Genomic DNA, 23271 nt, shown 5'->3' on the forward strand with positions numbered 1-23271 from the left:
GGCGCGCCACCGTCGTGGTTGCGCGTCCGGCTGACTCGGGAGTGTGGTTTCTGAGATGGGGGCTGCCCGGTGGGGCGGTTGAGGCATGCAGTTGGCGTTCTTGGCGCACTTGTACGCCGTGAGGCCGCTGGCCCGGGTGACTTCCGGCGCCCGCAGCCGTGTGGTGGGGCCCGTGAGGCGAGGGCTGCCACTTGGGACGGCCGAGGCATGCGGCCGACACCTTGCGCGCACTTCTACGCCGCCCGGCCCCGGCCCGGCCGGTGGATTTCCGCGCCGAGAGGGCATCCGCCCCCACGACCCGCACTCGCCCGCTCAGCCACGACGGTGGCGAGCCGAGCGAAGCGCCCACGACGGGCCCAGCCACATCGCGGCAGCTGCCCGCTCCCCATCAGCCCAAGCTGATGGGGAGGTCTCCTCACGCGCCCGCATCCGTGACGGCAGGAGTACGGCGCCCGGCCGCCCACCGGCCGCGCACCTCGATAACCGGACCCGCGCCCCCCACCCCTCCCCCTGCTGCCGGCCTGTTCTGACCCGCACCCGACTCACGGATCCGCACCACGCTCAGAGCAAGTGGTCGGCCTTGCCGGCCTTGATGTCGCGGATCAGCGCGCGCAACGCTTCGCGGGAGTCGGTGACGTAGTGGTCCTCGGCGCCGGATACGGCTATGTAGGCGTTGCCGGCGGCGTCGGTGCCCACGCGGAAGCAGTTCGCTCCCTCGCCACAGAAGGCTTCTTCCCAAGTGATCATTGACATGTGGCGTTCCTCAGAGCTGGTGGACAATATCGCGGATGAAGTCACGTGACGCTTTCGGCGCAAGTGTCACGGCCTCCAACTGCTCCAGCTGCGTACGGTACTTCTTGAGCTGCATCTCCGAGTCGAGGAAATCCGGACCGTGTGAGCAGTCGAGTTCGGCGACGTCAAGTTGAGGGACCACGGCCTCCGCGTAGACCACCGAGTGACCTGCCCCCGGGAAGCCGCCGTTTCGGAACGGGATGGCCCGTACTGTCACGTTGTCGTGGCAGCTCGCGTCGAGGAGGTGTGTGAGCTGTCGGCGCAGTACCTCTCGGCCGCCGAACTCCATGCGCAGCGCCGCTTCGTGGACAATCACATCGATGTGAGGCGGGTCTACCTTGCCGAGGACCTGCGCCCTGTCCATGCGGTGGGCCACCCGGGCTTCGACTTCAGCCTTGGGCAGGCGCGGCACGACGTGCTCGAAGAGCGCACGAGCGTGGTCCTCGATCTGGAGCAGCCCGGGAAGGTGCACGGTCAAGGCGATACGCAGTCGCGTGGCGTGCCATTCCATCTCCGCGATATCCAGAAAGCTGGTCGGCAACGACCCCCGGTAGGACTCCCACCAGCCCTTTCCGCGTTCGGCGGCCATTGCGGCCAGCGCTTCGACCAACTCGGTGTCGGTGCAGCCGTAGTTGCTGGCGAGAATACGTACCCGTTCAGCGCTGATCCCGGATCGGCCCGACTCCATGTTCGGCACGTTCGTACGGGGCACTCCCAGTAGCCCGGCGGCGAACTCGGTGGTCATGCCCGCGGCGATGCGCATCTTCCGCAGCTCGGTGCCGAGCCGCTTCTGACGTGCCGTTGGCGTACTCCTAGGGGGCATGCGTTCTCCCTGCTCCGGGCTGGCCGACGTCGGAAGCAGTCTGCCCGCGTTGTGATCGCCCGGTCCACCGAAGGGTGATGACTTCCCCGAAGCGTAGTACGTGTACTCCGGAGTGCCCTACAGTCGGTACCGCATCGCACACGCAACGGCGCCAGCCGGAAGCGCATCGCGCGAGCATGCCCGCGTCCTCCTGCCCTGGGAGGGGCGTGCCCGCGTCAGGGAGACAGGCCACCGGTCAGGCGTGCCGCACTGCGGATCCACACCTCTCACCCACCCCTGGGAGCCGCCGCATGCCCTCCACCGACATCGACCGTGACGCCACCTCGGACGCCCTCTGCCCCCTCATCACCCCGACCCCCGCCAACCCCTCCACCCTCGCCACCACCCAGCGCCCCGCCTACAAGCCCCGCTCTTCCGACCCCTCCGCTCTCTCCTACAGCTTCACCGTTCCCGGCGACCCGCTCTCCGCCACCGTCGTACGGACCACGACCCGCACCGTCCTGCGCGCTCACGGCCTCACCGCGATCGAAGAACCCGTCCTCTCCATCTCAGGAGAGCTCGTCGCCTGCGCCACACGCTTCGCACCCGGGCAGGACATCTACCACTCCCTCCGCTGGTGCGACGGCGCACTCCGCATCGTCAACTGGGACGCCCACCACGCCCACTCCGACCACCACCAAGCCGCCCACTGCTCAGCGCAGCGCAAGCGCGCGCTGCTCCTCCTCGCCGCTGTCGTCCACGAATGCGACGGCACCTGGGGCATCAGCAAGAGCGGCCCCGCCACCGACGGAACCCGTGTCTGGGCCCGCCTCCCGCTCCCCGGCGCCTGAATACACCACGCGAACGGCCCGCCCCGGGATCTCCCAGGACGGGCCGTACGAGCCGGAGGCCGCGGTCGGCGTCAGACCGAGCGCAGGGCCAGCACCACGTTGTGGCCGCCGAAGCCGAACGAGTTGTTGATCGCGGCGATCGTGCCCTCGGCGGGCAGGGCGCGCGGCACGTCGCGGACGATGTCCGCGTCGATGTCCTCGTCCAGGTCGTCGACGTTGATGGTCGGCGGGGCCGTACGGGTGTGGAGGGCGAGGACGGTCATGACCGTCTCGATGCCGCCCGCACCACCCAGGAGGTGGCCGGTCATCGACTTGGTCGCGGAGACCGCGACGTGGTCGAGGTCGTCGCCGAGGACCTTGCGCAGCGCCTTGATCTCGGCCGCGTCACCCTGCGGGGTGGACGTGGCGTGCGCGTTGAGGTGCACGACCTCGGACGGCTTGAGGTCGGTGTTGTCGAGCAGGCTCTGCAGCGCGGCGGCGATGCCGCGGCCGGTCGGCTCGGGCTGGGCGATGTGGTGGCTGTCCGCGGACAGGCCCTGGCCCAGGACCTCGCAGTAGACCCGCGCGCCGCGCCGGGCGGCGTGCTCGGCCGACTCCAGGATGACCACGCCGGCGCCCTCGCCGAGGACGAAGCCGTCACGGGCCTTGTCGTACGGGCGGGAGGCCTTCTCGGGCTCCTCGTTGTTCTTGGACATCGCCATCATGTTGGCGAAGGCGGTGATGGGCAGCGGGTGGATCGCCGCCTCGGTGCCGCCGGCGACGACCACGTCGGCACGGCCGGTGCGGATCATCTCGACGGCGTAGCCGATGGCCTCGGCGCCGGAGGCGCAGGCGCTGACCGGGGTGTGCACGCCCGCCTGGGCGTTCACCTCCAGGCCGACGTTGGCCGACGGGCTGTTCGGCATGAGCATGGGCACGGTGTGCGGGGAGACGCGGCGGACGCCCTTCTCCTTGAGCACGTCGTACTGGTCGAGCAGGGTGGTCACGCCGCCGATGCCGGAGGCGATGACGGTGCCGAGGCGCTCGGGGGCGATGGAGGAGTCCTCGCCGGCCTTGGCGGTGTAGCCCGCGTCGGCCCACGCCTCACGGGCCGCGATCAGCGCGAACTGCGCCGAGCGGTCCAGCTTGCGGGCGAGCGGGCGGGGCAGGACGTCTTCGGGGTCGACCGCGGCGGCGGCGGCGATCCGGACCGGAAGGCCGGCGTAGCGCTCGCCCTCGAGGGGCCCCACGCCGGACCGGCCGGCGAGCAGAGCCTCCCAGGTCGTCGCGCTGTCGCCACCCAGCGGTGTGGTTGCGCCGATACCGGTGACGACCACGGTGCGATTGGTCGAGCTCACAGGAATTGTCTCCACGTGTAGAGGTGCTGGTGAACCGCCACCGCCGGGGTGGCGACGAACGCTCAGGTCAGTCCTGGTGCTTCAGGATGTAGCCCGCGGCATCGCCGACGGTCTTGAGGTTCTTGACGTCCTCGTCCGGGATCTTGACGTCGAAGCGCTCCTCGGCGGCGACGACGACCTCGACCATGGACAGCGAGTCGACGTCCAGGTCGTCGGTGAAGGACTTGTCCAGCTTGACGTCCTCGACCGGGATACCGGCGATCTCGTTGACGATCTCGGCGAGGCCCGTGAGGATCTCTTCCTGGGTGGCGGCCATGTGCGGCGCTCCTTCTGTCTGTGCGGTGGAACTGCGTGGTAATGAACTGCGGTGCGGTGAGCTCTGCGCAGTACGGCGGTGAGGCCGGGCTGCGACGATCTCGCCTAGGGGAGGGTAACGACCGTGGCGGCGTAGACGAGACCCGCCCCGAAACCGATGACGAGCGCGGTGTCCCCGCTCTTCGCGGCGCCGGTGGCCAGGAGCCGCTCCATGGCCAGGGGAATGGAGGCCGCGGACGTGTTGCCCGTGGTCTCCACGTCACGGGCGACCGTGACGCTCTCCGGCAGCTTGAGGGTCTTGACCATCGAGTCGATGATCCGCATGTTGGCCTGGTGCGGGATGAAGACGTCCAGGTCCTCCGCGCTGATCCCGGCGTCGTCCAGCGCCTGCTGGGCGACCTTCGCCATCTCGAAGACGGCCCAGCGGAACACCGCCTGGCCCTCCTGCGTGATGGCCGGGTAGCGGATCTCGTCCAGGGGCGTGCGGGCCTCCGGACCGTTTCCGCCGGGGACCGGGGTGGTGCGGTAGGAGTCCCAGCCCCGGGTCTGCTTGATGGTGTGCGACTTGTCGCCCTCGGAGCCCCACACGGTCGGGCCGATGGCCGGCTCGGCGGAGGGGCCGACGACCACGGCGCCCGCACCGTCGCCGAACAGGAAGGCCGTCGCGCGGTCCTCCAGGTCGGTGAGGTCCGACAGCCGCTCGACGCCGATCACCAGTACGTGCTCCGCCGAGCCCTCGACGACCATGCTCTTCGCGAGCGTCAGGCCGTAGCCGAAGCCCGCGCAGCCGGCCGAGATGTCGAACGCGGCGGGCTTGCCCGCGCCGATCTTGTGCGCGATCTCGGTGGCGATCGCCGGGGTCTGGTGGAAGTGCGAGACCGTCGAGACGATCACGGCGCCGATCTGCTCGGGGGTGATGCCCGCGGCGGCGATGGCCTTGCCGGACGCCTCGACCGACATCGCGGAGACCGTCTCCTCCGGGCCGGCCCAGTGCCGGGTCGCGATGCCGGAGCGGGAGCGGATCCACTCGTCCGAGGAGTCGATGTGCTTAAGGATCTCCTCGTTCGGCACCACCCGGGTGGGGCGGTAGCCGCCCACGCCGAGGATGCGCGCGTACGGGGCACCCTTGCTCGGCTTGATCTTCGCGGTCATGCTCTGAGGCTCCTTATTCGGCCGGGGAACCGGCGGGTGCGGCGTGCTCGGCGATCAGCTCACGGGCCGCGTCGAGGTCGGCCGGCGACTTCAGGGCCAGGGTCTTCACGCCGGGCAGGGCGCGCTTGGCCAGGCCGGTGAGCGTACCGCCGGGGGCCACTTCGAGCAGGGCCGTCACGCCGAGCTCCTTGAACGTCTCCATGCACAGGTCCCAGCGCACCGGGTTGGCCACCTGGCCGACCAGGCGCTGCACGACCTCCGCGCCGGAGGCCACGACGGCACCGTCCTTGTTCGAGACGTACCGGGTGTGCGGGTCGGCCGGGGACAGCTCCTGCACGGCGGCCTCCAGGGCCGACACGGCGGGCGCCATGTGGTGCGTGTGGAACGCGCCCGCGACCTTCAGCGCCACGACCTTGCGGGTGCCCTCGGGCTTGTCCTCCGCCAGCGCGGCGAGCTGCTCGGCGGTGCCGGCGGCCACGATCTGGCCCGCGCCGTTGACGTTCGCGGGGGTGAGGCCGAGCTTCTCCAGGTGCGGGACGACGACCTCGGGGGCGCCGCCGAGGAGGGCGGCCATGCCGGTCTCGGTGACCGCCGCGGCCTCGGCCATGGCCACGCCGCGCTTGCGGACGAGCTCCATGGCCTCCTGCTCGGACAGGACGCCGGTCAGCGCCGACGCCGCCAGCTCGCCCACGCTGTGGCCCGCGGCCGCACCCACCAGACGGGCGAAGTCGTCCGCCGCGGGGAACAGCTGCCGGGCCGAGACCAGCGCCGATGCCACGAGCAGCGGCTGGGCGACGGCGGTGTCGCGGATCTCGTCCGCGTCGGCGTTCGTGCCGTAGTGGACGAGGTCCAGGCCGATGGCGGCCGACCACTCACGGAGGCGGTCTTCGACACCGGGGAGGTCGAGCCAGGGGGTCAGGAAGCCGGGCGTCTGAGCGCCCTGGCCGGGAGCGACGAGTACGAGCACCCTCACACTCTCTCTCGTGGACGGCACCGGCCACCCGTGGGGATGGGGACCAAGAACCGTCAGGGGAATTGTTGACGTTCGACAAAAGGCTAAAGCGCCGTCTCCGTGTCGGCCAGACGCCCCAGGATGAGCGCGATTCGCAGCGTGAACGCCGAGCGGACATCGGAGGGTGACCAGCCGGTGACGTCCGTCACACGTCGGAGGCGGTATCTCACGGTGTTGGGGTGGACGAACAGCATCCGTGCCGCCCCTTCCAAACTACTCGCCTGCTCCAGGTAGACACTCAGCGTTTCCAGCAGCGCCGAGCCCGCCTCCTGTAGCGGTCTGTAGATCTCCTCCACCAACTGATCACGGGCTGTGGTGTCTCCCGCCATCGCCCGCTCCGGCAGGAGATCGTCCGCAAGGACCGGACGGGGCGCGTCCGGCCAGGCCGCGCAGGCCTTCAGACCGGCTGCGGCCGCCGCAGCCGAGCGCGTCGCCGACAGCAGGTCCGGCACCACCGGGCCGGCCACCACCGGGCCCGCCGCGAACGGCCCGATCAGCGCCTTGGCCGTCTGCAGCGGCTGGTCGGAGCCGCCCGCGATGACCACCAGCCGGTCGCCGAGCACCCCCGTCAGCACCTGCACCTTCGCGTGCCGAGCCGCCCGCCGGATCGCCTCCACCGTCAGCTCGCTGTCCCCGTTCGGGGCGGTGCCCAGCACCACGCTGACGTTCGCCGGGGCGCTCCAGCCCAGGGCCGCGGCCCGGGACAGGGCGCCCTCGTCCGCCTCGCCCGACAGCACCGCGTTGACCACCAGCGACTCCAGCCGGGCGTCCCACGCGCCGCGCGCCTCGGCGGCCTGCGCGTAGACCTGCGCGGTCGCGAACGCGATCTCGCGGGCGTAGACCAGCAGGGCCTCCCGCAGCACGCCCTCGTCGCCCGGCGCCGCCACCTCGTCGATCGCCGACTCCATGACCTCGATGGTCGTGCGGACCATCTCCACCGTCTGACGCAGGGTGATCGCCCGCGTCAGCTCGCGCGGGGCCGTGCCGAACACGTCCGTGCTGATGGCCTGCGGAGTCTCCGGATGCCGGAACCACTCCGTGAAGGCCGCGATGCCGGCCTGGGCGACCAGGCCGATCCACGAGCGGTTCTCCGGGGGCATCGCCCGGTACCACGGCAGCTGGGCGTCCATCCGGGCGATGGCGGCGGCGGCCAGGGTGCCGGAGGACTTCTCCAGGCGGCGGAGGGTGGCGCTGTGCGGATGCGGGGTGTTAGCGGCGGGTTCAGGCACGGGGACAAGCCTGCCTTATTCGGGTCCGGTGCGGGGTCGCCGGGCTACCGTAGCCCGATGACGCACGTACAGCGGTCCGTCCAGCGAGCCGGTGAACGCTTCCGCGGCGGGGACCCGGACGCCGGCATCGAGACCTGGCACGCCTTCTCCTTCTCCGGCTTCTACGACCCCGACAACGTGCGCTTCGGGCCGCTCGCGGCCTGCAACGAGGAGCGGCTCGCACCGGGCGCCGGGTTCGCCGAGCACACCCACCGTGACGTCGAGCTCGTCACGTGGGTCATCGAGGGCGAGCTCACCCACGAGGACTCCGCCGGACACGTCGAGATCGTCCGGCCCGGCGACGTCCAGCGGCTCAGCGCGGGGGCCGGGGTCCGGCACTCGGAACGCAACGAGGGCGCGGTGCCGCTGCGCTTCGTACAGATGTGGCTGACGCCGGCGGAGTACGGGGGCGAGCCCTCGTACGAGGTGGTGCGGGGCATCGCCGACGGCACGCCGTATGCCCTGGCGGGCGGCGAGGCGGTGCTGCACGTGCGGCGCTTGCGCGCCGGCGAGCGGGGTTCCCTGCCGGGGGCGCCGTGGGTGTACGTGCATGTGGTCCGGGGGTCCGTCCGGCTGGACGACGTCGTCCTGGACGCGGGAGACGCCGCCCGTCTGCTGGACGCCTCAGTCGTCGAGGCCGAGGCGGTCGGCTCCGACGTGGAGCTCCTGGCCTGGGAGATGCACGCCGAGCCGCACTTCGGCTGAGCCCCCGGGGCTCCGCCCCGGACCCCGGTCCTCAAACGCCGGACGGCTGAAAAAATTTGGCTACGCCAACTACGCCAGCTCCGCCAGGACCGCGTCCGTCAGGGCCGGCCACACCTCGATCGCCCACGGCCCGAACGCCCGGTCCGTCAGTGCGACGCACGCCGCGCCCGCCTCCGGGTCGACCCACAGGAACGTGCCGGACTGCCCGAAGTGCCCGTACGTGCGGGGCGAGGACGACGCGCCCGTCCAGTGCGGGGACTTGCCGTCGCGGATCTCGAAGCCGAGGCCCCAGTCGTTGGGCCGCTGGTGCCCGTAGCCGGGGAGGATGCCGGTCAGGCCGGGGAAGGCCACCGACGTGGCCTCCGCCACGGTCTCCGGTGAGAGCAGCCGCGGCGCCTGCAGCTCCGCGGCGAACCGCACCAGGTCGGAGACGGTCGAGACGCCGTCCTTGGCGGGCGAGCCGGGAAGGTCCGTGGCCGTCATTCCGAGGGGCTCCAGCACCGCCTCCCGCAGGTAGTCCGCGAAGGGGATGTCCGTGGCCTTGGCGATGTGGTCGCCGAGGACCTCGAAGCCGGCGTTGGAGTAGAGCCGCCGCGTGCCCGGTTCGGCCATGGCCCGGTGCTCGTCGAAGGCCAGCCCGGAGGTGTGGGCGAGGAGGTGGCGGACCGTCGACCCCGCGGGCCCGGCCGGCTCGTCCAGCTCGACGGCACCCTCCTCGACGGCGACGAGCGCGGCGTAGGCGGCGAGCGGTTTGGTGACGGAGGCCAGCGGGAAGCGATGCCCGGCCGGCCCGTGCGTGCCCACCGTCGTGCCGTCGGCCCGTACGACCGCCGCCGCAGCGGTGTCCACCGGCCAGTTCTCGATCATCCGCAGGCTCTCCATGGATCCGAGCCTATCCCGGGGCCGGCGCCCGCCCGCCCCGGCCAAGATTCCCCCAAGTCTTCGCTTGCCTGGAGTGCGCTCCAGCTCTCTAGCGTTGTGGTCATCGCAAGGGCAACGACTGCGAACGCTTGCGAACAGGGGGAAGGCTCCATGACCGTCTTGGACAGTGCGCCCGTGAGGACGACGACACCGCCGGACATCGTGTGCACCGTGCTCGAACAGCAGCGCCACGGCCGCCCGGTGGGGCGTGACCGGTACACGATCAGCGAAGTCGCGGGCTGCACGGGGCTGTCGGTCCACACGCTGCGCTGGTACGAGCGGATCGGGCTGATGCCGCACGTGGACCGCTCGCACACCGGCCAGCGCCGCTACACCGACCGTGACCTGGACTGGCTGGACCTGGTGGGGCGGCTCCGGCTGACCGGCATGCCGGTGGCGGACATGGTCCGTTACGCACGGCTCGTCCGCGAGGGCGAGCACACCATGGCGGAGCGGGAAGAGCTGCTGACCGCGCACCGCGAGGACGTCCAAAAGCGCATCGCGGAGCTGCGGAGCACCCTCGAAGTGCTCGACTACAAGATCGACATCTATGCCGACGCCCGCCGCCGGGCCGAGGCCGCCGCCGAAGGGGCCCTGAAGCACTGATGAGCAACAGCAACGAGAAGATAGCCACCGCCATGCTCGGCACCGGCGGCCCCGAGGTGGGCGTGCAGGGGCTCGGCTGTATGGGCATGAGCTTCGCGTACGGGCCGACGACCGATGAGGGGGAGGCCAGGGCGACGCTGGAGCGGGCCCTCGAACTGGGCGTCACCCTCTACGACACGGCCGACGTCTACGGCGCCGGCGAGAACGAGAAGTTCATCGCGCCCTTCATCCGGGCCCACCGCGACCAGGTCGTCCTGGCCACCAAGTTCGCCCTTTCGATCGACCCGGAGAACCCGCAGGTCCGGACGATCCGCAACGACCGCCCGTACATCCGCCGGGCCGTCGAGGCCAGCCTGCAGCGCCTCGGCGTCGACGAGATCGACCTCTACTACATGCACCGGCGCGACGTGAACGTCCCCATCGAGGAGACGGTCGGCGCCATGGCGGAGCTGGTGGCCGAGGGCAAGGTCAAGCACCTGGGCCTCAGCGAGGTCACCGGCGGCGAGCTGCGCGCCGCGCAGGCCGTGCACCCGATCGCCGCCGTGCAGTCGGAGTGGTCGCTGTTCAGCCGCGACATCGAGGCCCACGTGGTGCCGGCGGCGCGGGAGCTGGGCGTCGCCCTCGTGCCCTACTCCCCGCTCGGCCGCGGCTTCCTGACCGGCTCCTTCGTGCAGGCCGAGGAGCTGTCGGGCGACGACTTCCGCCGCACCATGCCGCGCTTCACCGGTGACAACGCGGCGGCGAACGCGGCGCTGCTGGAGCCGGTCCGCCGGATCGCGCAGGAGCGCGGCGCCCCCCTCGGCCAGGTGGCCCTGGCCTGGCTCCAGCAGCAGGCGCAGGTGCACGGCCTGACGGTCGTTCCGATCCCGGGCACGCGCCGCCGCTCCCGCTTGGAGGAGAACGCGGGCGCGACCCGCATCGCCCTCACGGCGGACGAGCTCGCGGCCCTGGAACCGATCGCGGGCAAGGTCGCGGGCGGCCGCTACGCCGACATGTCGTTCACCTCGGCCGGCCGCGAGTAGCACCCACCACGCACCGCGGGCCCGGCGCCCGGGCGGGCGGTGACGCACCGTCACCGCCCGCCGGGGGCCACCAGTCCCGACTCGTAGGCGAAGATCACCGCCTGGGCGCGGTCGCGCAGGTCCAGCTTGGCCAGGACCCTGCCGATGTGCGTCTTGACGGTCTGCTCGGCCAGCACCAGTTCGGCCGCGATCTCCTGGTTGGACAGCCCGCGGGCGATGAGCTCCAGGACCTCGGTCTCGCGCGGGGTGAGCCCGTTCAGCCGCAGCGCCGGGCCGCCCTTGCGCGGCGCCGGGCGCTGCTTGGCGAAGTCCGCGATCAGACGGCGCGTCACGGACGGGGCCAGCAGGGCCTCCCCGGCGGCCACGACCCGCACGGCCGAGATCAGGTCCGCGGGAGGCGCGTCCTTCAGCAGGAAGCCCGACGCGCCCGCGCGCAGCGCCTCGTACACGTAGTCGTCGACGTCGAAGGTCGTCAGCATCAGCACCTTCGGACGGTGCGTCACGCCGGGCGGCGGGGAGAGGAGCTGCCGCGCCGCCTCCAGCCCGTCCATCTCCGGCATGCGGACGTCCATCAGCACGACGTCCGGGTGGGTGCGGCGGCTGACGTCCACGCCCTGCTTCCCGTCCGCCGCGTCGCCGACGACGTCGATGTCGGGCTGGGCGGCCAGCAGCGCGGCGAAACCCGCCCGCACCATGGCCTGGTCGTCGACGATGATCACCTTGATGGTCATGGCGAAACGGAGTCCTCTGCGTCTGCGTCCGGTGCTGTCGTGAACGGGAGCCGGGCCGCGACGCGGAAGCCGCCGTCCGGCAGCGGGCCGGTGTCGAGCGTGCCGCCGACCAGCCGGACCCGCTCCCGCATGCCGACCAGGCCGTGACCCGTGCCGCCGGTCTCCACCGGCCGGGCGTCCCGGTCGGCTGCGGCGGCGTTCACGACCAGCACCATAAGGCCCGTGCCGGCGTCGTCCACCGAGACCGACACCCGCGTGGCCGCGCCCGGCGCGTGCCGGACGACATTGGCCAGGGCCTCCTGCACGATCCGGTACGCGGAGAGGTCCACGGTCTGCGGCACCGCCTCCGGCAGCGGATCCGGCATGGCCAGCTCCACCGGCAGCCCGGATCGCACGGTCCCCTCGACCAGCTGCGGGATCCGGGCCACCCCCGGCTGCGGCGCCCGCTCGGCGCCGCCGCCCGCGCCGGAGGCGTCCTCGCTGCGCAGCACCCCCAGCAGCCGCCGCATCTCGGTCAGCGACTCCCGCGCCGTCGCGGCGATCGTGCCGAACTCCTCGCGCGCCTCCTCGGGCAGGCCCGCGAGCCGGTACGGGGCGCTGTCCGCCTGCACGGTGATCACCGACATGTGGTGGGCGACGACGTCGTGCAGCTCGCGGGCGATGCGCGTGCGCTCCTCCAGCAGGGTGCGCCGGGCCCGCTCGGCCTCGCTGATCGTCTCCTGCTCGGCGAGCGCCCGCCGCGCGTCCCCGCGCTCGCGCAGCGCCCCGGCCAGCAGCATCAGCATGCCGCCGACCACGAACAGCGTCACCCAGACGCCGGAGGAGCTGCGGTCGGGCGACACGCCCCGCAGGACCGCGCCCGCGACGCCGGTGGCCAGCCAGACGGCGACGAGCGTCGGGCGGCGCTCCCGCATGCCGACCGCGAGCATCAGCAGCAGCAGGCCGATGACGGTCGGGGGCGGCCACGGCCAGGGCCAGTCGCGGTTCACGGGCTCGGACAGGACGGCCACCGCCGCGGCGACGCTCGCCGCGAAGGCGATCGCCCAGGCGAGCAGGGGCCTGCGGACGGCGACGAGCAGCGGCACGGCCTGGGCGACGGCGAGGGACAGCGCGAGGCCGAAGCCCAGGCCGAACTCGTTCGTCAGCACGTTGGCGGACAGCGGCAGCAGCAGGGCGGTGAACAGCGCGGCGACCACGAAGGGCAGCTTCCGCACCCAGCGGCGGCGCGACCGGCCGCCCAGCGGTACGGGCGGCCCGGCGGGCGTGCAGACGTCGATCGCGTAGGCGCGCGCGCGGGCGAGGGGGGCGGGGAGTGACTGGGGCATGACCCCTTCACCCTAGGCCGCGGCCCGCGCGCGGGCGTCACACCGTGGTGGGGGCTTGCGGGTCATACCGGGGTAGCACCGGTAGCGGGGCTCCCGGTCACAGCTCGGCCAGGAGCTGGGCCTTCTTCGCGCTGAACTCGTCGTCGGTCAGGAGCCCCGCGTCGTGCAGCGCGCCCAGGTGGCGGATGCGGTCGGCGATGCCGCCCGGGTCCGGGCGGGCGGCGGGCACGCGCGCGGCCGGCGCGCTGGGGGCCGCGGCGCGGACCGCTTCGAGGACGGCCGCGCCGAAGGGCAACGACTCGTGCAGCAGGCCGTAGCCCATGCCGAAGACGACGGCCGCCGGATCCTGGTCGGCAGGGCCGGACGGCTGGTCCTCGCCGCCGCGCGGCACGAGCCGCAGATGGCCGCCGGCGAGCTCCGGGGAGCGCCACTCGACGCCCGAGAGCTCCTCGACGGCGAACCGCTGGTCGCCGGCCTTCCACTTGGCGGACGACGCGCCCGTCCAGAACCAGCGGAAGGCCACCGACCGGCCGTCGAAGGAGGCCTTGCCGTCGTAGGCCTTGAAGGACGGCGGGGGAACGGGCGCCGCGACGAGCGGGCGCAGGGCGGGATCGGCCGCGTCCGGGCCGAGGGCGGCCCGTATCTCGTCCGCGTAGTACTCGGCGAGGGCGTCGCGCTGCTCGGGCAGCACCAGCCGGTACGGGTCGGTGCTCTCCTTGAGCTGGCCGTCCGCGACATCCATCAGCGGATCGGCGCCCGGTCTCGGCACCGCGCGCAGCACCACCGTCCCGCGCCTTCCCGGGGCCAGTTCGACGGCCGCGAGCGCCTCGTAGGGGATGCGTCGCTCACCGAGCGCCTGGAGCAGCTTCGGCGTGCGGATCCCCCGTTCGAAGCGGATGAGCACGGAGTCGGTGTCGAACTCCCAGACGGTGTGGAAACCCGTCAGCACATCACCCATGCCCGTCATCGTATGCGGCGCCCGCCCGCGCGTCCCCCCGCGGGGAACGATGGGCTACGCGCGTTGCCCGTACGTACGGCTTGGCGGAGACCGCGCCGCGCCGGGCTACACGCCCGCCGTGCAGCTTCCGCCGCCGTCGGCGCAGCTGACCGTCGACGGCGCGCCGACGCCGATGCCCGCGAAGTTGGCGAGGCTCGTCGTGCCGGGCTCGAAGTAGCCGGCGTGGCCCTCCGCGCCGCGGGCGGACATCACGCGCGCGCCGAAGCCCTGCGAGACGGGGTCGGCGCCGTGGCCGAGGCCGCCGACCTCCAGGTGGGGCACGCCTTGGATCCAGTCGTCCGGGTCGCGCATGGCCCATATCCGGGCGCTGGTCCGCAGCTCGGAGACGTGGTCGGCGCGCATCCCGGGGCTGCCGGCGACGGCGACGTCGGTGACGCGCGGGGACAGGTCGCGCGCGGCGACGCCGCACACCACCGAGCCGTAGCTGTGGCAGACGAGGGCGACCCGGGAGTCGCCGGGCAGCGCGCGGACCGCGGCGCGCAGCCGCAGCGCGCCCTCGGCGGCGAGCTTGCCGGTGGCGGCGTCCATGCCGACGCCGGCGGGCGAGGTGTAGTCGGCCCAGGCGATGACGGCCGTACGGGTGCCGGGGGCGGCCTTGCGCTCGGCGGCGTAGAGGGAGCGGGCCATGCCGACGGGGGCGCTGTAGGAGCGCTGGGACTTCTCGAAGGTGAGCAGGTTGGTGTCGACGCCGGGGACGACGACGGAGACCCGCTGGGCCCGGTCGAGGTCGCCGATGACCTCCGCGACCCGGCCGTCGCCGGTGGGATCGAAGGCGAGGATCTGCCGCCCGTCCTGCTGCAGGGACTCGAAGCGGTGCATGCGGCGCAGCGCTTCCCGGCGGCCTACGGGGCTGAGGCCGCTCGCGTGGCTGCGGCGCTTCTCGACGGCGCGGGCCTGGTCGAGGGCGGCGCGGTTGGCGCGGTAGCGCAGGGCGGGCGGGGCGCCGTTGAGGTTGCCGACGACGAGGGGGTACTCGTCGGCGAGCCGCGTCCGCTGGGCCCCGGTGAGGGAGGCGAAGAAGCGGGCCACGGTGTCGGAGGCCGTCCCGGGGGCCGGCAGCGGGCGGCCCGCTATGGAAGCGTGCAGCCAGGCGCTGAGCGAGACCGTACGGGCGTCCCCGGCCGCCTTGTGGCTTCTGACGGCCGTCCAGCCGGTCGTGCCGAGCATCACGAAGACCACGGCCAGGGCGAGCAGCGCGCGCCACACGGTGGCCGTGGTCGTCCACGGTACGGAGGAGGGGGAGCCGAGCTCCGGGAAGGAAGTCACCGCGAAACACCCTAGGAGAAACCCGGCGGCGACTGCGGAGTCCGTGAGCTATCTCACGTTTGAGTGGGGGGAATTGGGCACAAGCGTGGTTTTCTCGATCAAGCGCGCCAGTTTTCCGCCAATGCCGGACCCAGCTGGTCCAGATAGGCCACGGTGAGCTCCCGGAGATCGTCCAGGCCGCCCTCCCCGCGCTCGCCCCAGGCCCGCGTGGTGACGCGCATCACCCCGGCGAACGCGGCCACCAGGACGTGCGGCCGGGGGTCGGTCCGCGGATCCAGCCCTTCGCGCCGGGCGATCTCCAGGGCGAGGAGCTCCTCCACCTCCGAGAGCGAGCGCAGCCGCGCCGCCAGCAGCTGGGGCGTCGACTCGATCAGCCGGTACGTGCACAGGAACAGCTCCAGCGGCACGACCGCCTCGATGACGGCGCGCGCGCCGTCCCACGTGCCGAGGACGGCCCCGCGCAGGGCGGGCAGCGGGGCCTCGGCCGCGGGCCGGGAGCGCAGCGTGGCGAGGAAGAGGTCGTCGACGGCGGTCTGCATCGCCAGCGCGACCTCCTCCTTGTTCGCGAAGTAGCGGAAGAAGGTGCGCTGGGAGACCTCCGCGGCCTCGGCGATCTCGTCGACGGTGGTGCGCTCGTAGCCCTTGCGGGCGAACAGCTCCAGGGCGGACCGGATCAGGGTGTCCCGCGTGCGCCGCTTCTTCCGCTCGCGCAGCCCGGACGGCGCCCCCGAGCGGGCCGCCGCACCCTCGATCGCGTGCATGGATCGTCTCTCCTCCGCCACGTTTGTGCTGCTCAGGATAGCCATCCGCGGATATGGCAGACACCGGCGCATGCGGTCGACGGCCAATTGGCAGGCACTGACATAATTCTCGGCATGACGTCTCAGACCGCTGTCGCCGAGGCGCAGCCGGACCTCGGTTCCCGCAAGGGGTACCGCGGCCACCCCTGGCTGACCCTCGTTACCGTGGCGATAGGCGTGATGATGGTCGCGCTCGACGGCACGATCGTCGCCGTCGCGAATCCCGTCATCCGGGATGACCTCCACGCCTCGCTCGCCGATGTCCAGTGGATAACCAACAGCTACCTCCTCGCCCTCGCGGTCGCGCTCATCACCGCGGGCAAGCTGGGTGACCGGTTCGGTCACCGGCTGACCTTCCTCATAGGTACCACCGGCTTCGCCGCCGCCTCCGGAGCCATCGCGCTCTCCGGCAGCGTGTCGGCCGTCGTCGTCTTCCGGGTCCTCCAGGGCCTCTGCGGCGCGCTGCTGATGCCGGCCGCGCTCGGCCTGCTGCGCGCCACCTTCCCGGCGAGCAAGCTCAACATGGCCGTCGGCATCTGGGGCATGGTGATCGGCGCCTCCACCGCCGGCGGCCCCATCCTCGGCGGCGTCCTCGTCGAACACGTCAACTGGCAGTCGGTGTTCTTCATCAACGTGCCGGTCGGTGTCGTCGCGCTCGTCCTCGGCCTCACCATCCTCAGGGACCACCGGGCCGCCCGGGCCCCGCGTTCCTTCGACCTCCCCGGCATAGGCCTGCTCTCGGCCGGCATGTTCTGCCTCGTCTGGGCGCTGATCAAGGCCCGCGACTGGGGCTGGGGCGACGCGAAGACCCTGCTGTTCCTTGCGGGCGCGGCCCTCGCCCTCCTCCTCTTCGCCTTCTGGGAGACCAGGGCCCGCGAACCGCTGCTGCCGCTGCGGCTCTTCCGCTCCGTGCCGCTGACCGCCGGCACCGTGCTCATGCTGCTGATGGCGTTCGCCTTCATCGGCGGCCTGTTCTTCGTCACCTTCTACCTGCAGAACGTGCACGGCATGAGCCCCGTCGACTCGGGCCTGCACCTGCTGCCGCTCACCGGCATGATGATCGTCGGCTCGCCCGCCGCCGGCGCGCTCATCACCCGCGTGGGGCCGCGGATCCCGCTGGTCGCGGGCATGCTGCTGACCACCGTCGCCTGCTTCGGCATGGCCCGCCTCGAAGCCGGCTCCGGCACGGGCGTGATGTCGGTGTGGTTCGCCCTCTTCGGGCTCGGCCTCGCCCCGGTCATGGTCGGCGCCACCGAGGTCATCGTCGGCAACGCCCCGCTGGAGCACGCCGGCGTCGCGGGCGGCCTGCAGCAGGCCGCCATGCAGGTGGGCGGCTCGCTCGGGACGGCCGTCCTCGGCGCCGTCATGGCCGCCCGCGTCGACGACACGCTGCCCGCCAAATGGGCGGAGTCGGGGCTGCCCGCCGGCACTCCGCAGCAGGCGGCCGGGGCGGCGGACGCCGTCGCGGTCGGCGTGGCACCGGTGCCGCCCGGGGCGCCGCCGGAGCTCGCGGGGAAGATCACGGACATCGCGCATGACACTTTCGTGTCAGGGATGAACCTGTCTTTCACCGTCGCGGGCGTCGTCGCGGCCTGTGCCGCCGTGGTCGCGCTGTTCACCAAGCGCGGATCGAACCCCGAGGCGGCGGCGGGCGCGGCCCACATCTGACCCGGACGCACGCCTTCCCCTATCAGGGCCCCGCACCGCGGGGCCCTCTTGGCACCGGCGGTCACTCCCGTCAGGATGCGGTGTGCGACAACACCGACACAGGGAGTGATGTTCATGCGTAGGATCCGCACCGTCGCCGCCGCCCTCACCGCATCCGCCGCGCTGGCCCTGCTCTGCGCGCCCACGGCCGGCGCGGCGGCCGCGGCGGGCAGGGAGCGGCTCGGCCCCTGCGACGCCGGGCAGCTGTGCCTGTGGACGAAGGCCGCATTCCACGGGACGCGCAGCACGAGCGAGCTCGCGGACATCGGCATCGAGGACTGCGTGACCTTACCGGCGGGCGGCAGCGCGGCGTCCCTCGCCAACCGCACGGGGCGCCCTGTCACCGCGTATCAGAGCGCTACGTGCGCGGAGACGGGTGAGTTCACCACGTACCCGTCGGGGACGTGGGCGCCGGAGACGCCGTTCACCGTACGGGCGTACAAGGTCTGGGAGCACTAGCTCCTTCCGGCCCGGCCGGGTGGTGCCGGCCTCAACACAAACTGCCGGTGCCCCCGGCCAGCAGAGCTGGCCGGGGGCACCGGCAGTAGGGCTGTGCGGGGCGAACCCCGGCGGGAGGCGGTTACGCGTCGCCGCCGGCCGCGCCCGGGTCGGCGGCCGTGACGTCCAGCAGCTGGTAGCGGTCCACCGCCTGCTTCAGCAGCGAGCGGTCGACCTTGCCCTGCTTGGCGAGCTCGGTGAGCACGGCCAGGACGATCGACTGGGCGTCGATGTGGAAGAAGCGACGGGCCGCGCCACGCGTGTCGGCGAAGCCGAAGCCGTCCGCACCGAGCGACTGGTACGCACCCGGCACCCAGCGCGAGATCTGGTCCGGCACGGCACGCATCCAGTCGGAGACGGCCACGAACGGACCCTCGGCGCCCTGGAGCTTCTGCGTCACGTACGGGACGCGGAGCTCCTCCTCCGGGTGGAGCAGGTTGTGCTCCTCGGCCTCGATCGCGTCCTTGCGGAGCTCGTTCCAGGAGGTGGCCGACCAGACGTCCGCCTTGACGTCCCACTCCTCGGCGAGGATCTTCTGGGCCTCGATCGCCCACGGCACCGCCACGCCGGAGGCGAGGATCTGGGCCGGGATCGCGCCCTTCTCACCCTGCGAGAACCGGTACAGACCCTTGAGGATGCCCTCGGCGTCCACGTCCGCCGGCTCGGCCGGGTGCTGGATCGGCTCGTTGTAGACGGTCAGGTAGTAGAAGACGTCCTCGGCGTTCTCGCCGTACATCCGGCGCAGACCGTCCTTGACGATGTGCGCCATCTCGAAGCCGAACGCGGGGTCGTAGGAGACGACGCCCGGGTTGGTGGACGCCAGCAGCTGCGAGTGGCCGTCGGCGTGCTGGAGGCCCTCACCCGTCAGGGTGGTGCGACCCGCGGTGGCGCCGAGCACGAAGCCGCGCGACAGCTGGTCGGCCATCTGCCAGAACTGGTCACCCGTGCGCTGGAAGCCGAACATCGAGTAGAAGACGTAGACCGGGATCAGCGGCTCGCCGTGCGTCGCGTAGGCGGAACCCGCCGCGATCAGCGAGGCCGTGCAGCCCGCCTCGGAGATGCCGTCGTGCAGCATCTGGCCGGTCGGCGACTCCTTGTACGCGAGCAGCAGCTCGCGGTCCACGGACTCGTACTGCTGGCCGAGCGGGTTGTAGATCTTGGCCGACGGGAAGAACGCGTCCATGCCGAAGGTGCGGTACTCGTCGGGGGCGATCAGCACGAAGCGCTTGCCGATCTCCTTGTCCCGCATGAGGTCCTTCAGGATGCGGACGAACGCCATGGTGGTGGCGATCGACTGCTGGCCCGAGCCCTTCTTGGCGCTCGCGTAGACCTTGTCGTCCGGGAGGGCCAGCGGCTTCGACCGGTCGACGCGGGTCGGCACGTAACCGCCGAGCGCGTTGCGGCGGTCGTGCATGTACTGGATCTCCTCCGAGTCGCGGCCCGGGTGGTAGTACGGCGGCAGGCCGGACTCCAGCTCCTTGTCCGCGATCGGGATGTGGAGGCGGTCGCGGAAGCGCTTGAGGTCCTCGACCGTGAGCTTCTTCATCTGGTGGGTCGCGTTGCGGCCCTCGAAGTTCGGACCCAGGGTCCAGCCCTTGACGGTCTGCGCGAGGATCACCGTCGGCTGGCCCTTGTGGGCCTTGGCCGCCGCGTACGCCGCGTAGATCTTCTTGTGGTCGTGACCGCCGCGGCCCAGGTGCAGGATCTGGTCGTCGGTCATGCCCTCGACCATCTTGCGGAGACGGTGGTCGTCGCCGAAGAAGTGCTCGCGGATGTACGCGCCGGTCTCGGTGGCGTACGTCTGGAACTGGCCGTCCGGGGTGCTGTTGAGCTTGTTGACCAGGATGCCGTCGCGGTCCTGGGCCAGCAGCGGGTCCCAGGAGCGGTCCCACACCAGCTTGATCACGTTCCAGCCGGCGCCGCGGAACTGCGACTCCAGCTCCTGCATGACCTTGCCGTTGCCGCGGACCGGGCCGTCGAGGCGCTGCAGGTTGCAGTTGACGACGAAGGTCAGGTTGTCCAGGCCCTCGCGGGCGGCGATGGACAGCTGGCCGAGCGACTCCGGCTCGTCCATCTCGCCGTCGCCGAGGAACGCCCAGACGTGCGACTTGGAGGTGTCGGCGATGCCGCGCGCCTCCATGTAGCGGTTCATGCGGGCCTGGTAGATCGCACCGAGGGGGCCGAGGCCCATCGAGACGGTCGGGAACTCCCAGAAGTCCGGCATGAGGCGCGGGTGCGGGTAGCTGGACAGGCCGTAGGGGGCCTTGGACTTCTCCTGGCGGAACGAGTCCAGGTTCTGCTCGGAGAGCCGGTCCAGCAGGAACGCGCGGGCGTAGATGCCGGGGGAGGCGTGGCCCTGGAAGAAGATCTGGTCGCCGCCGTCACCCCCGTCCTTGCCGCGGAAGAAGTGGTTGAAGCCCACGTCGTACAGCGAGGCGGACGAGGCGAAGGTGGCGATGTGGCCGCCGACGCCGATGCCCGGGCGCTGGGCACGGGAGACCATCACGGCCGCGTTCCAGCGGGTCGCGTTGAGGACCTTGCGCTCGATCTCCTCGTTGCCGGGGAAGAACGGCTCGTCCTTGGTCGCGATCGTGTTGACGTAGTCCGTGCTGCGCATCTCGGGCACGGCGACGCGCTTCTCGCGAGCCCGCTCGATCAGGCGAAGCATGAGGTAGCGGGCACGTTCCCGGCCTCGCTCATCGACGGCTGCGTCGAGCGAGTCGAGCCACTCCTGGGTCTCTTCGGGGTCGAAGTCCGGGACCTGGCTGGGAAGGCCGCCAATGATGATCGGGTTGCGATCGGATCCGGAAGCCACGCTGTTCCTTCGCTGTTCGGTCGTGGTCGTGCTCTGCACGCGGTGTTGCTGCGCACGCGGTCAAATATGGGGCTGCTTATCTGGCGCCGGCTCCCATCGTGGACCGCGGCGGCGGAAACGTCATCTCTACTGGGCGGTAACCACCACTGGTGAGACGAAGCAGCGTTTGTTGGTCGCCCGGGGCGGCCAAATCGCAACCTTACGCCCCCAATGGAGGTTCCCCGTGTACGGCTGTTCGGGGTCGCTCCGTGGAATCACATGGAGTAACTTCGCAAAAGGGGCAAAGTTCTGTGTTGTGAATCACTCGCCCCTCCCGCCACAGGGTTGGAGTTGCCACAGGACGTCCGCGTCCGTCAACGTTTCGGCGGTCTCGATGGCCGGGTACTTGCGCGATCCGTCCGTCACGTGTGGACTACGCCCATCGTTTCGCGTACGCGCGAGCCGAATGCAACGTCTCGAAGGATGACAGGAGGAAATCCGTGAGCGCGACCGCGGACCACGCGGAGGAGCGGACCAATCCGGCCGGAAGGCTGGGTTTCGAGCCCGGACAGGTGGTCCAGGAGATCGGTTACGACGACGACGTCGATCATGATCTCCGTGAAGGTATCGAGTCCCTCATCGGCCAGGACCTCGTCGACGAGGATTATGACGACGTGGCCGACGTCGTCCTGCTGTGGTTCCGGGATGAGGACGGAGACCTCACGGACGCGCTGGTGGACGCCATCGGCCTGCTTGAGGACGGCGGCAACATCTGGCTGCTGACGCCCAAGACCGGCCGCGACGGCTACATCGAGCCGAGCGACATCCAGGACGCCTCGCAGACCGCCGGTCTCTCGCAGACCAAGAGCATCAGCGTGGCCAAGGACTGGACCGGCACCCGCCTGGCCGCCCCCAAGCGCTAGTCGCGGCGGGCGCACCGACACCCGCACCGAGCCCCCCGGCAGCACGCTGCCCGGGGGGCTCCGTGCATCCCCCGGCGGGCGCAGTGACACACTGGCGGCCTACCCGCCGGTGGCCGGGGCCGGGCAGGCCTCGCGGACCGGCCCTGCCGAGAAGAAGGATTTCGAACATGGCGATCGAGGTCGGCACCAAGGCTCCGGACTTCGCGCTGCGGAACCAGCACGGCGAGACCGTCCGGCTCTCCGACTTCCGCGGCGAGAAGAACGTCGTCCTGCTCTTCTACCCCTTCGCCTTCACCGGCGTGTGCACCGGCGAGCTGTGCGCCCTGCGCGACGAGCTGCCGAAGTTCGTCAACGACGACGTGCAGCTGCTGGCCGTCTCCAACGACGCCCCGTTCTCGCTGCGCGTCTTCGCCGAGCAGGAGGGCCTCACCTACCCGCTGCTCTCCGACTTCTGGCCGCACGGCAACGTCAGCCGCGACTACGGCGTCTTCGACGAGGAGAAGGGCTGCGCCGTGCGCGGCACCTTCATCATCGACAAGGAAGGCGTCGTGCGCTGGACGGTCGTCAACGGCCTGCCCGACGCGCGCGACCTGGGCGAGTACGCCGAGGCGCTCGCGGCTCTCTGAGCCGGGGCGCGGAGCCTTCCGCGCCGAGAAGCATGCCATCGCCGGGAACCGGTCACTAGGATCCAGACGTTGACCGGTTGCCATCGCACAACGGGGGCGCAGGCGAGACTCCTCGCCCCTCGAAAACCAATGGAGGACTCGTGGGAGTCAGTCTCAGCAAGGGCGGCAACGTCTCGCTGACCAAGGCGGCCCCGAACCTGACCGCGGTCATCGTCGGTCTCGGCTGGGACGCCCGTACCACCACCGGTACGGACTTCGACCTGGACGCCAGCGCGCTGCTGACGAACGACCAGGGCAAGGTCGCCAACGACCAGAACTTCGTCTTCTTCAACAACCTCAAGAGCCCCGACGGCTCCGTCGAGCACCAGGGTGACAACCTCACCGGTGAGGGCGAGGGCGACGACGAGGTCATCAAGGTCAACCTGGCCGGCGTGCCCGCCGACGTCGCCAAGATCGTCTTCCCGGTCTCGATCTACGAGGCCGAGTCGCGTCAGCAGAGCTTCGGCCAGGTCCGCAACGCCTACATCCGCGTCGTGAACCAGGCCGACAACACCGAGCTGGCCCGCTACGACCTCAGCGAGGACGCCTCGACCGAGACCGCCATGGTCTTCGGCGAGCTCTACCGCCACGGCGCCGAGTGGAAGTTCCGCGCCATCGGCCAGGGCTACGCCTCGGGCCTGCGCGGCATCGCCCAGGACTTCGGCGTCAACGTCTGATCGTCGACGTCTGATCGTCGACGTCCGATCAGGACAGCCGTCCGCGTCCGGCGCCGCACCCCCGCACCTCGCGGGGGTGCGGCG

23 protein-coding genes are annotated in these 23271 nt (G+C 71.5%); 9 read left to right on the top strand and 14 right to left on the bottom strand.

Features of this window, described 5'->3' with window-relative positions; all coding sequences use genetic code 11:
- Window positions 1-561 precede the first annotated feature (561 nt).
- Window positions 562-753: a hypothetical protein gene (locus B7P34_RS08190; RefSeq protein WP_106675141.1), complete on the bottom strand. Its 192-nt coding sequence runs from the start codon at window positions 751-753 to the stop codon at window positions 562-564.
- Between the two features lie 10 nt (window positions 754-763).
- Complete coding sequence (locus tag B7P34_RS08195) at window positions 764-1615, bottom strand: helix-turn-helix domain-containing protein (RefSeq protein ID WP_106675142.1); 852 nt, start codon at window positions 1613-1615, stop codon at window positions 764-766.
- Window positions 1616-1905: 290 nt separating this feature from the next.
- Between B7P34_RS08195 and B7P34_RS08200 the strand changes: the two genes are divergently transcribed.
- Window positions 1906-2445 carry a hypothetical protein gene (locus tag B7P34_RS08200; protein WP_106675143.1) on the top strand — a complete coding sequence of 180 codons (540 nt, stop codon included), beginning with the start codon at window positions 1906-1908 and terminating at the stop codon, window positions 2443-2445.
- A gap of 71 nt (window positions 2446-2516) precedes the next feature.
- Here the strand turns inward: B7P34_RS08200 and fabF are convergent, their stop codons facing one another.
- The 5 genes from fabF to B7P34_RS08225 form a co-directional block, all read right to left on the bottom strand.
- Window positions 2517-3782 (bottom strand): beta-ketoacyl-ACP synthase II, encoded by a 1266-nt coding sequence (gene fabF / locus B7P34_RS08205; RefSeq protein ID WP_106675144.1) that lies wholly within the window; start codon window positions 3780-3782, stop codon window positions 2517-2519.
- Window positions 3783-3849: 67 nt separating this feature from the next.
- Window positions 3850-4098, bottom strand: coding sequence for an acyl carrier protein (locus B7P34_RS08210; protein ID WP_106675145.1), 249 nt, complete (start codon window positions 4096-4098; stop codon window positions 3850-3852).
- A 104-nt stretch (window positions 4099-4202) separates the two neighbouring features.
- Window positions 4203-5249, bottom strand: a complete 1047-nt coding sequence (locus B7P34_RS08215; RefSeq protein WP_106675146.1) for a ketoacyl-ACP synthase III — start codon at window positions 5247-5249, stop codon at window positions 4203-4205.
- A 13-nt stretch (window positions 5250-5262) separates the two neighbouring features.
- Window positions 5263-6216, bottom strand: coding sequence for an ACP S-malonyltransferase (locus tag B7P34_RS08220; RefSeq protein WP_106675147.1), 954 nt, complete (start codon window positions 6214-6216; stop codon window positions 5263-5265).
- A gap of 89 nt (window positions 6217-6305) precedes the next feature.
- Entirely contained in the window at window positions 6306-7490 is a 1185-nt protein-coding gene (locus tag B7P34_RS08225; protein WP_106675148.1) for a PucR family transcriptional regulator, read from the bottom strand.
- 57 nt (window positions 7491-7547) lie between these two features.
- Between B7P34_RS08225 and B7P34_RS08230 the strand changes: the two genes are divergently transcribed.
- A complete protein-coding gene (locus tag B7P34_RS08230; protein WP_106675149.1) occupies window positions 7548-8234 on the top strand; it encodes a pirin family protein in 687 nt (228 codons plus the stop codon).
- 69 nt (window positions 8235-8303) lie between these two features.
- Here B7P34_RS08230 and B7P34_RS08235 read toward each other — a convergent pair whose 3' ends face one another.
- Window positions 8304-9116: a serine hydrolase domain-containing protein gene (locus B7P34_RS08235; protein WP_106675150.1), complete on the bottom strand. Its 813-nt coding sequence runs from the start codon at window positions 9114-9116 to the stop codon at window positions 8304-8306.
- A 174-nt stretch (window positions 9117-9290) separates the two neighbouring features.
- Between B7P34_RS08235 and B7P34_RS08240 the strand changes: the two genes are divergently transcribed.
- Window positions 9291-9761, top strand: coding sequence for a MerR family transcriptional regulator (locus B7P34_RS08240; RefSeq protein WP_223267622.1), 471 nt, complete (start codon window positions 9291-9293; stop codon window positions 9759-9761).
- A complete protein-coding gene (locus B7P34_RS08245; RefSeq protein WP_106675152.1) occupies window positions 9761-10783 on the top strand; it encodes an aldo/keto reductase in 1023 nt (340 codons plus the stop codon). Before B7P34_RS08240 ends, B7P34_RS08245 begins: the two co-directional genes overlap by 1 nt.
- A gap of 50 nt (window positions 10784-10833) precedes the next feature.
- Here the strand turns inward: B7P34_RS08245 and B7P34_RS08250 are convergent, their stop codons facing one another.
- The 5 genes from B7P34_RS08250 to B7P34_RS08270 form a co-directional block, all read right to left on the bottom strand.
- Window positions 10834-11514 (bottom strand): response regulator, encoded by a 681-nt coding sequence (locus tag B7P34_RS08250; protein WP_106675153.1) that lies wholly within the window; start codon window positions 11512-11514, stop codon window positions 10834-10836.
- Complete coding sequence (locus B7P34_RS08255) at window positions 11511-12839, bottom strand: sensor histidine kinase (protein WP_106675154.1); 1329 nt, start codon at window positions 12837-12839, stop codon at window positions 11511-11513. Before B7P34_RS08255 ends, B7P34_RS08250 begins: the two co-directional genes overlap by 4 nt.
- Window positions 12840-12936: 97 nt before the next feature.
- Window positions 12937-13797 (bottom strand): DUF4429 domain-containing protein, encoded by an 861-nt coding sequence (locus B7P34_RS08260; protein ID WP_106675155.1) that lies wholly within the window; start codon window positions 13795-13797, stop codon window positions 12937-12939.
- A 105-nt stretch (window positions 13798-13902) separates the two neighbouring features.
- Window positions 13903-15123, bottom strand: a complete 1221-nt coding sequence (locus B7P34_RS08265; protein WP_106675156.1) for an alpha/beta hydrolase — start codon at window positions 15121-15123, stop codon at window positions 13903-13905.
- 98 nt (window positions 15124-15221) lie between these two features.
- Window positions 15222-15884 carry a TetR/AcrR family transcriptional regulator gene (locus tag B7P34_RS08270; RefSeq protein WP_106675157.1) on the bottom strand — a complete coding sequence of 221 codons (663 nt, stop codon included), beginning with the start codon at window positions 15882-15884 and terminating at the stop codon, window positions 15222-15224.
- Window positions 15885-15998: 114 nt separating this feature from the next.
- Here B7P34_RS08270 and B7P34_RS08275 point away from each other — a divergent pair, with 114 nt between their 5' ends.
- Together B7P34_RS08275 and B7P34_RS08280 are read left to right on the top strand one after the other, a co-directional pair.
- On the top strand, window positions 15999-17591 hold the full coding sequence (locus B7P34_RS08275; RefSeq protein WP_106675158.1) for an MFS transporter: 1593 nt from the start codon (window positions 15999-16001) through the stop codon (window positions 17589-17591).
- A gap of 114 nt (window positions 17592-17705) precedes the next feature.
- A complete protein-coding gene (locus B7P34_RS08280) occupies window positions 17706-18089 on the top strand; it encodes a peptidase inhibitor family I36 protein (RefSeq protein WP_223267623.1) in 384 nt (127 codons plus the stop codon).
- A gap of 121 nt (window positions 18090-18210) precedes the next feature.
- Here the strand turns inward: B7P34_RS08280 and aceE are convergent, their stop codons facing one another.
- Window positions 18211-20943 carry a pyruvate dehydrogenase (acetyl-transferring), homodimeric type gene (aceE, locus tag B7P34_RS08285; protein WP_106675160.1) on the bottom strand — a complete coding sequence of 911 codons (2733 nt, stop codon included), beginning with the start codon at window positions 20941-20943 and terminating at the stop codon, window positions 18211-18213.
- 479 nt (window positions 20944-21422) lie between these two features.
- Here aceE and B7P34_RS08290 point away from each other — a divergent pair, with 479 nt between their 5' ends.
- From B7P34_RS08290 to B7P34_RS08300, 3 genes are all read left to right on the top strand, one after another.
- Window positions 21423-21845, top strand: coding sequence for a DUF3052 domain-containing protein (locus B7P34_RS08290; protein WP_106675161.1), 423 nt, complete (start codon window positions 21423-21425; stop codon window positions 21843-21845).
- Between the two features lie 167 nt (window positions 21846-22012).
- A complete protein-coding gene (locus tag B7P34_RS08295; RefSeq protein ID WP_106675162.1) occupies window positions 22013-22471 on the top strand; it encodes a peroxiredoxin in 459 nt (152 codons plus the stop codon).
- Window positions 22472-22611: 140 nt separating this feature from the next.
- Window positions 22612-23187: a TerD family protein gene (locus B7P34_RS08300; RefSeq protein ID WP_030369882.1), complete on the top strand. Its 576-nt coding sequence runs from the start codon at window positions 22612-22614 to the stop codon at window positions 23185-23187.
- The last annotated feature ends 84 nt before the right edge of the window (window positions 23188-23271 follow it).

Source organism: Streptosporangium nondiastaticum, assembly GCF_003011965.1.
Classification (GTDB): Bacteria; Actinomycetota; Actinomycetes; order Streptomycetales; family Streptomycetaceae; genus Streptomyces; species Streptomyces nondiastaticus.

What these genes read in the sequence shown, in the direction of transcription:
- B7P34_RS08190 (WP_106675141.1), bottom strand. Translation starts at nt 753, where the DNA reads ATGTCAATGATCACTTGGGAAGAAGCCTTCTGTGGCGAGGGAGCGAAC.
- B7P34_RS08195 (WP_106675142.1), bottom strand. Translation starts at nt 1,615, where the DNA reads ATGCCCCCTAGGAGTACGCCAACGGCACGTCAGAAGCGGCTCGGCACC.
- B7P34_RS08200 (WP_106675143.1), top strand. Translation starts at nt 1,906, where the DNA reads ATGCCCTCCACCGACATCGACCGTGACGCCACCTCGGACGCCCTCTGC.
- B7P34_RS08210 (WP_106675145.1), bottom strand. Translation starts at nt 4,098, where the DNA reads ATGGCCGCCACCCAGGAAGAGATCCTCACGGGCCTCGCCGAGATCGTC.
- B7P34_RS08215 (WP_106675146.1), bottom strand. Translation starts at nt 5,249, where the DNA reads ATGACCGCGAAGATCAAGCCGAGCAAGGGTGCCCCGTACGCGCGCATC.
- B7P34_RS08230 (WP_106675149.1), top strand. Translation starts at nt 7,548, where the DNA reads ATGACGCACGTACAGCGGTCCGTCCAGCGAGCCGGTGAACGCTTCCGC.
- B7P34_RS08235 (WP_106675150.1), bottom strand. Translation starts at nt 9,116, where the DNA reads ATGGAGAGCCTGCGGATGATCGAGAACTGGCCGGTGGACACCGCTGCG.
- B7P34_RS08245 (WP_106675152.1), top strand. Translation starts at nt 9,761, where the DNA reads ATGAGCAACAGCAACGAGAAGATAGCCACCGCCATGCTCGGCACCGGC.
- B7P34_RS08250 (WP_106675153.1), bottom strand. Translation starts at nt 11,514, where the DNA reads ATGACCATCAAGGTGATCATCGTCGACGACCAGGCCATGGTGCGGGCG.
- B7P34_RS08255 (WP_106675154.1), bottom strand. Translation starts at nt 12,839, where the DNA reads ATGCCCCAGTCACTCCCCGCCCCCCTCGCCCGCGCGCGCGCCTACGCG.
- B7P34_RS08260 (WP_106675155.1), bottom strand. Translation starts at nt 13,797, where the DNA reads ATGGGTGATGTGCTGACGGGTTTCCACACCGTCTGGGAGTTCGACACC.
- B7P34_RS08270 (WP_106675157.1), bottom strand. Translation starts at nt 15,884, where the DNA reads ATGCACGCGATCGAGGGTGCGGCGGCCCGCTCGGGGGCGCCGTCCGGG.
- B7P34_RS08275 (WP_106675158.1), top strand. Translation starts at nt 15,999, where the DNA reads ATGACGTCTCAGACCGCTGTCGCCGAGGCGCAGCCGGACCTCGGTTCC.
- B7P34_RS08280 (WP_223267623.1), top strand. Translation starts at nt 17,706, where the DNA reads ATGCGTAGGATCCGCACCGTCGCCGCCGCCCTCACCGCATCCGCCGCG.
- B7P34_RS08295 (WP_106675162.1), top strand. Translation starts at nt 22,013, where the DNA reads ATGGCGATCGAGGTCGGCACCAAGGCTCCGGACTTCGCGCTGCGGAAC.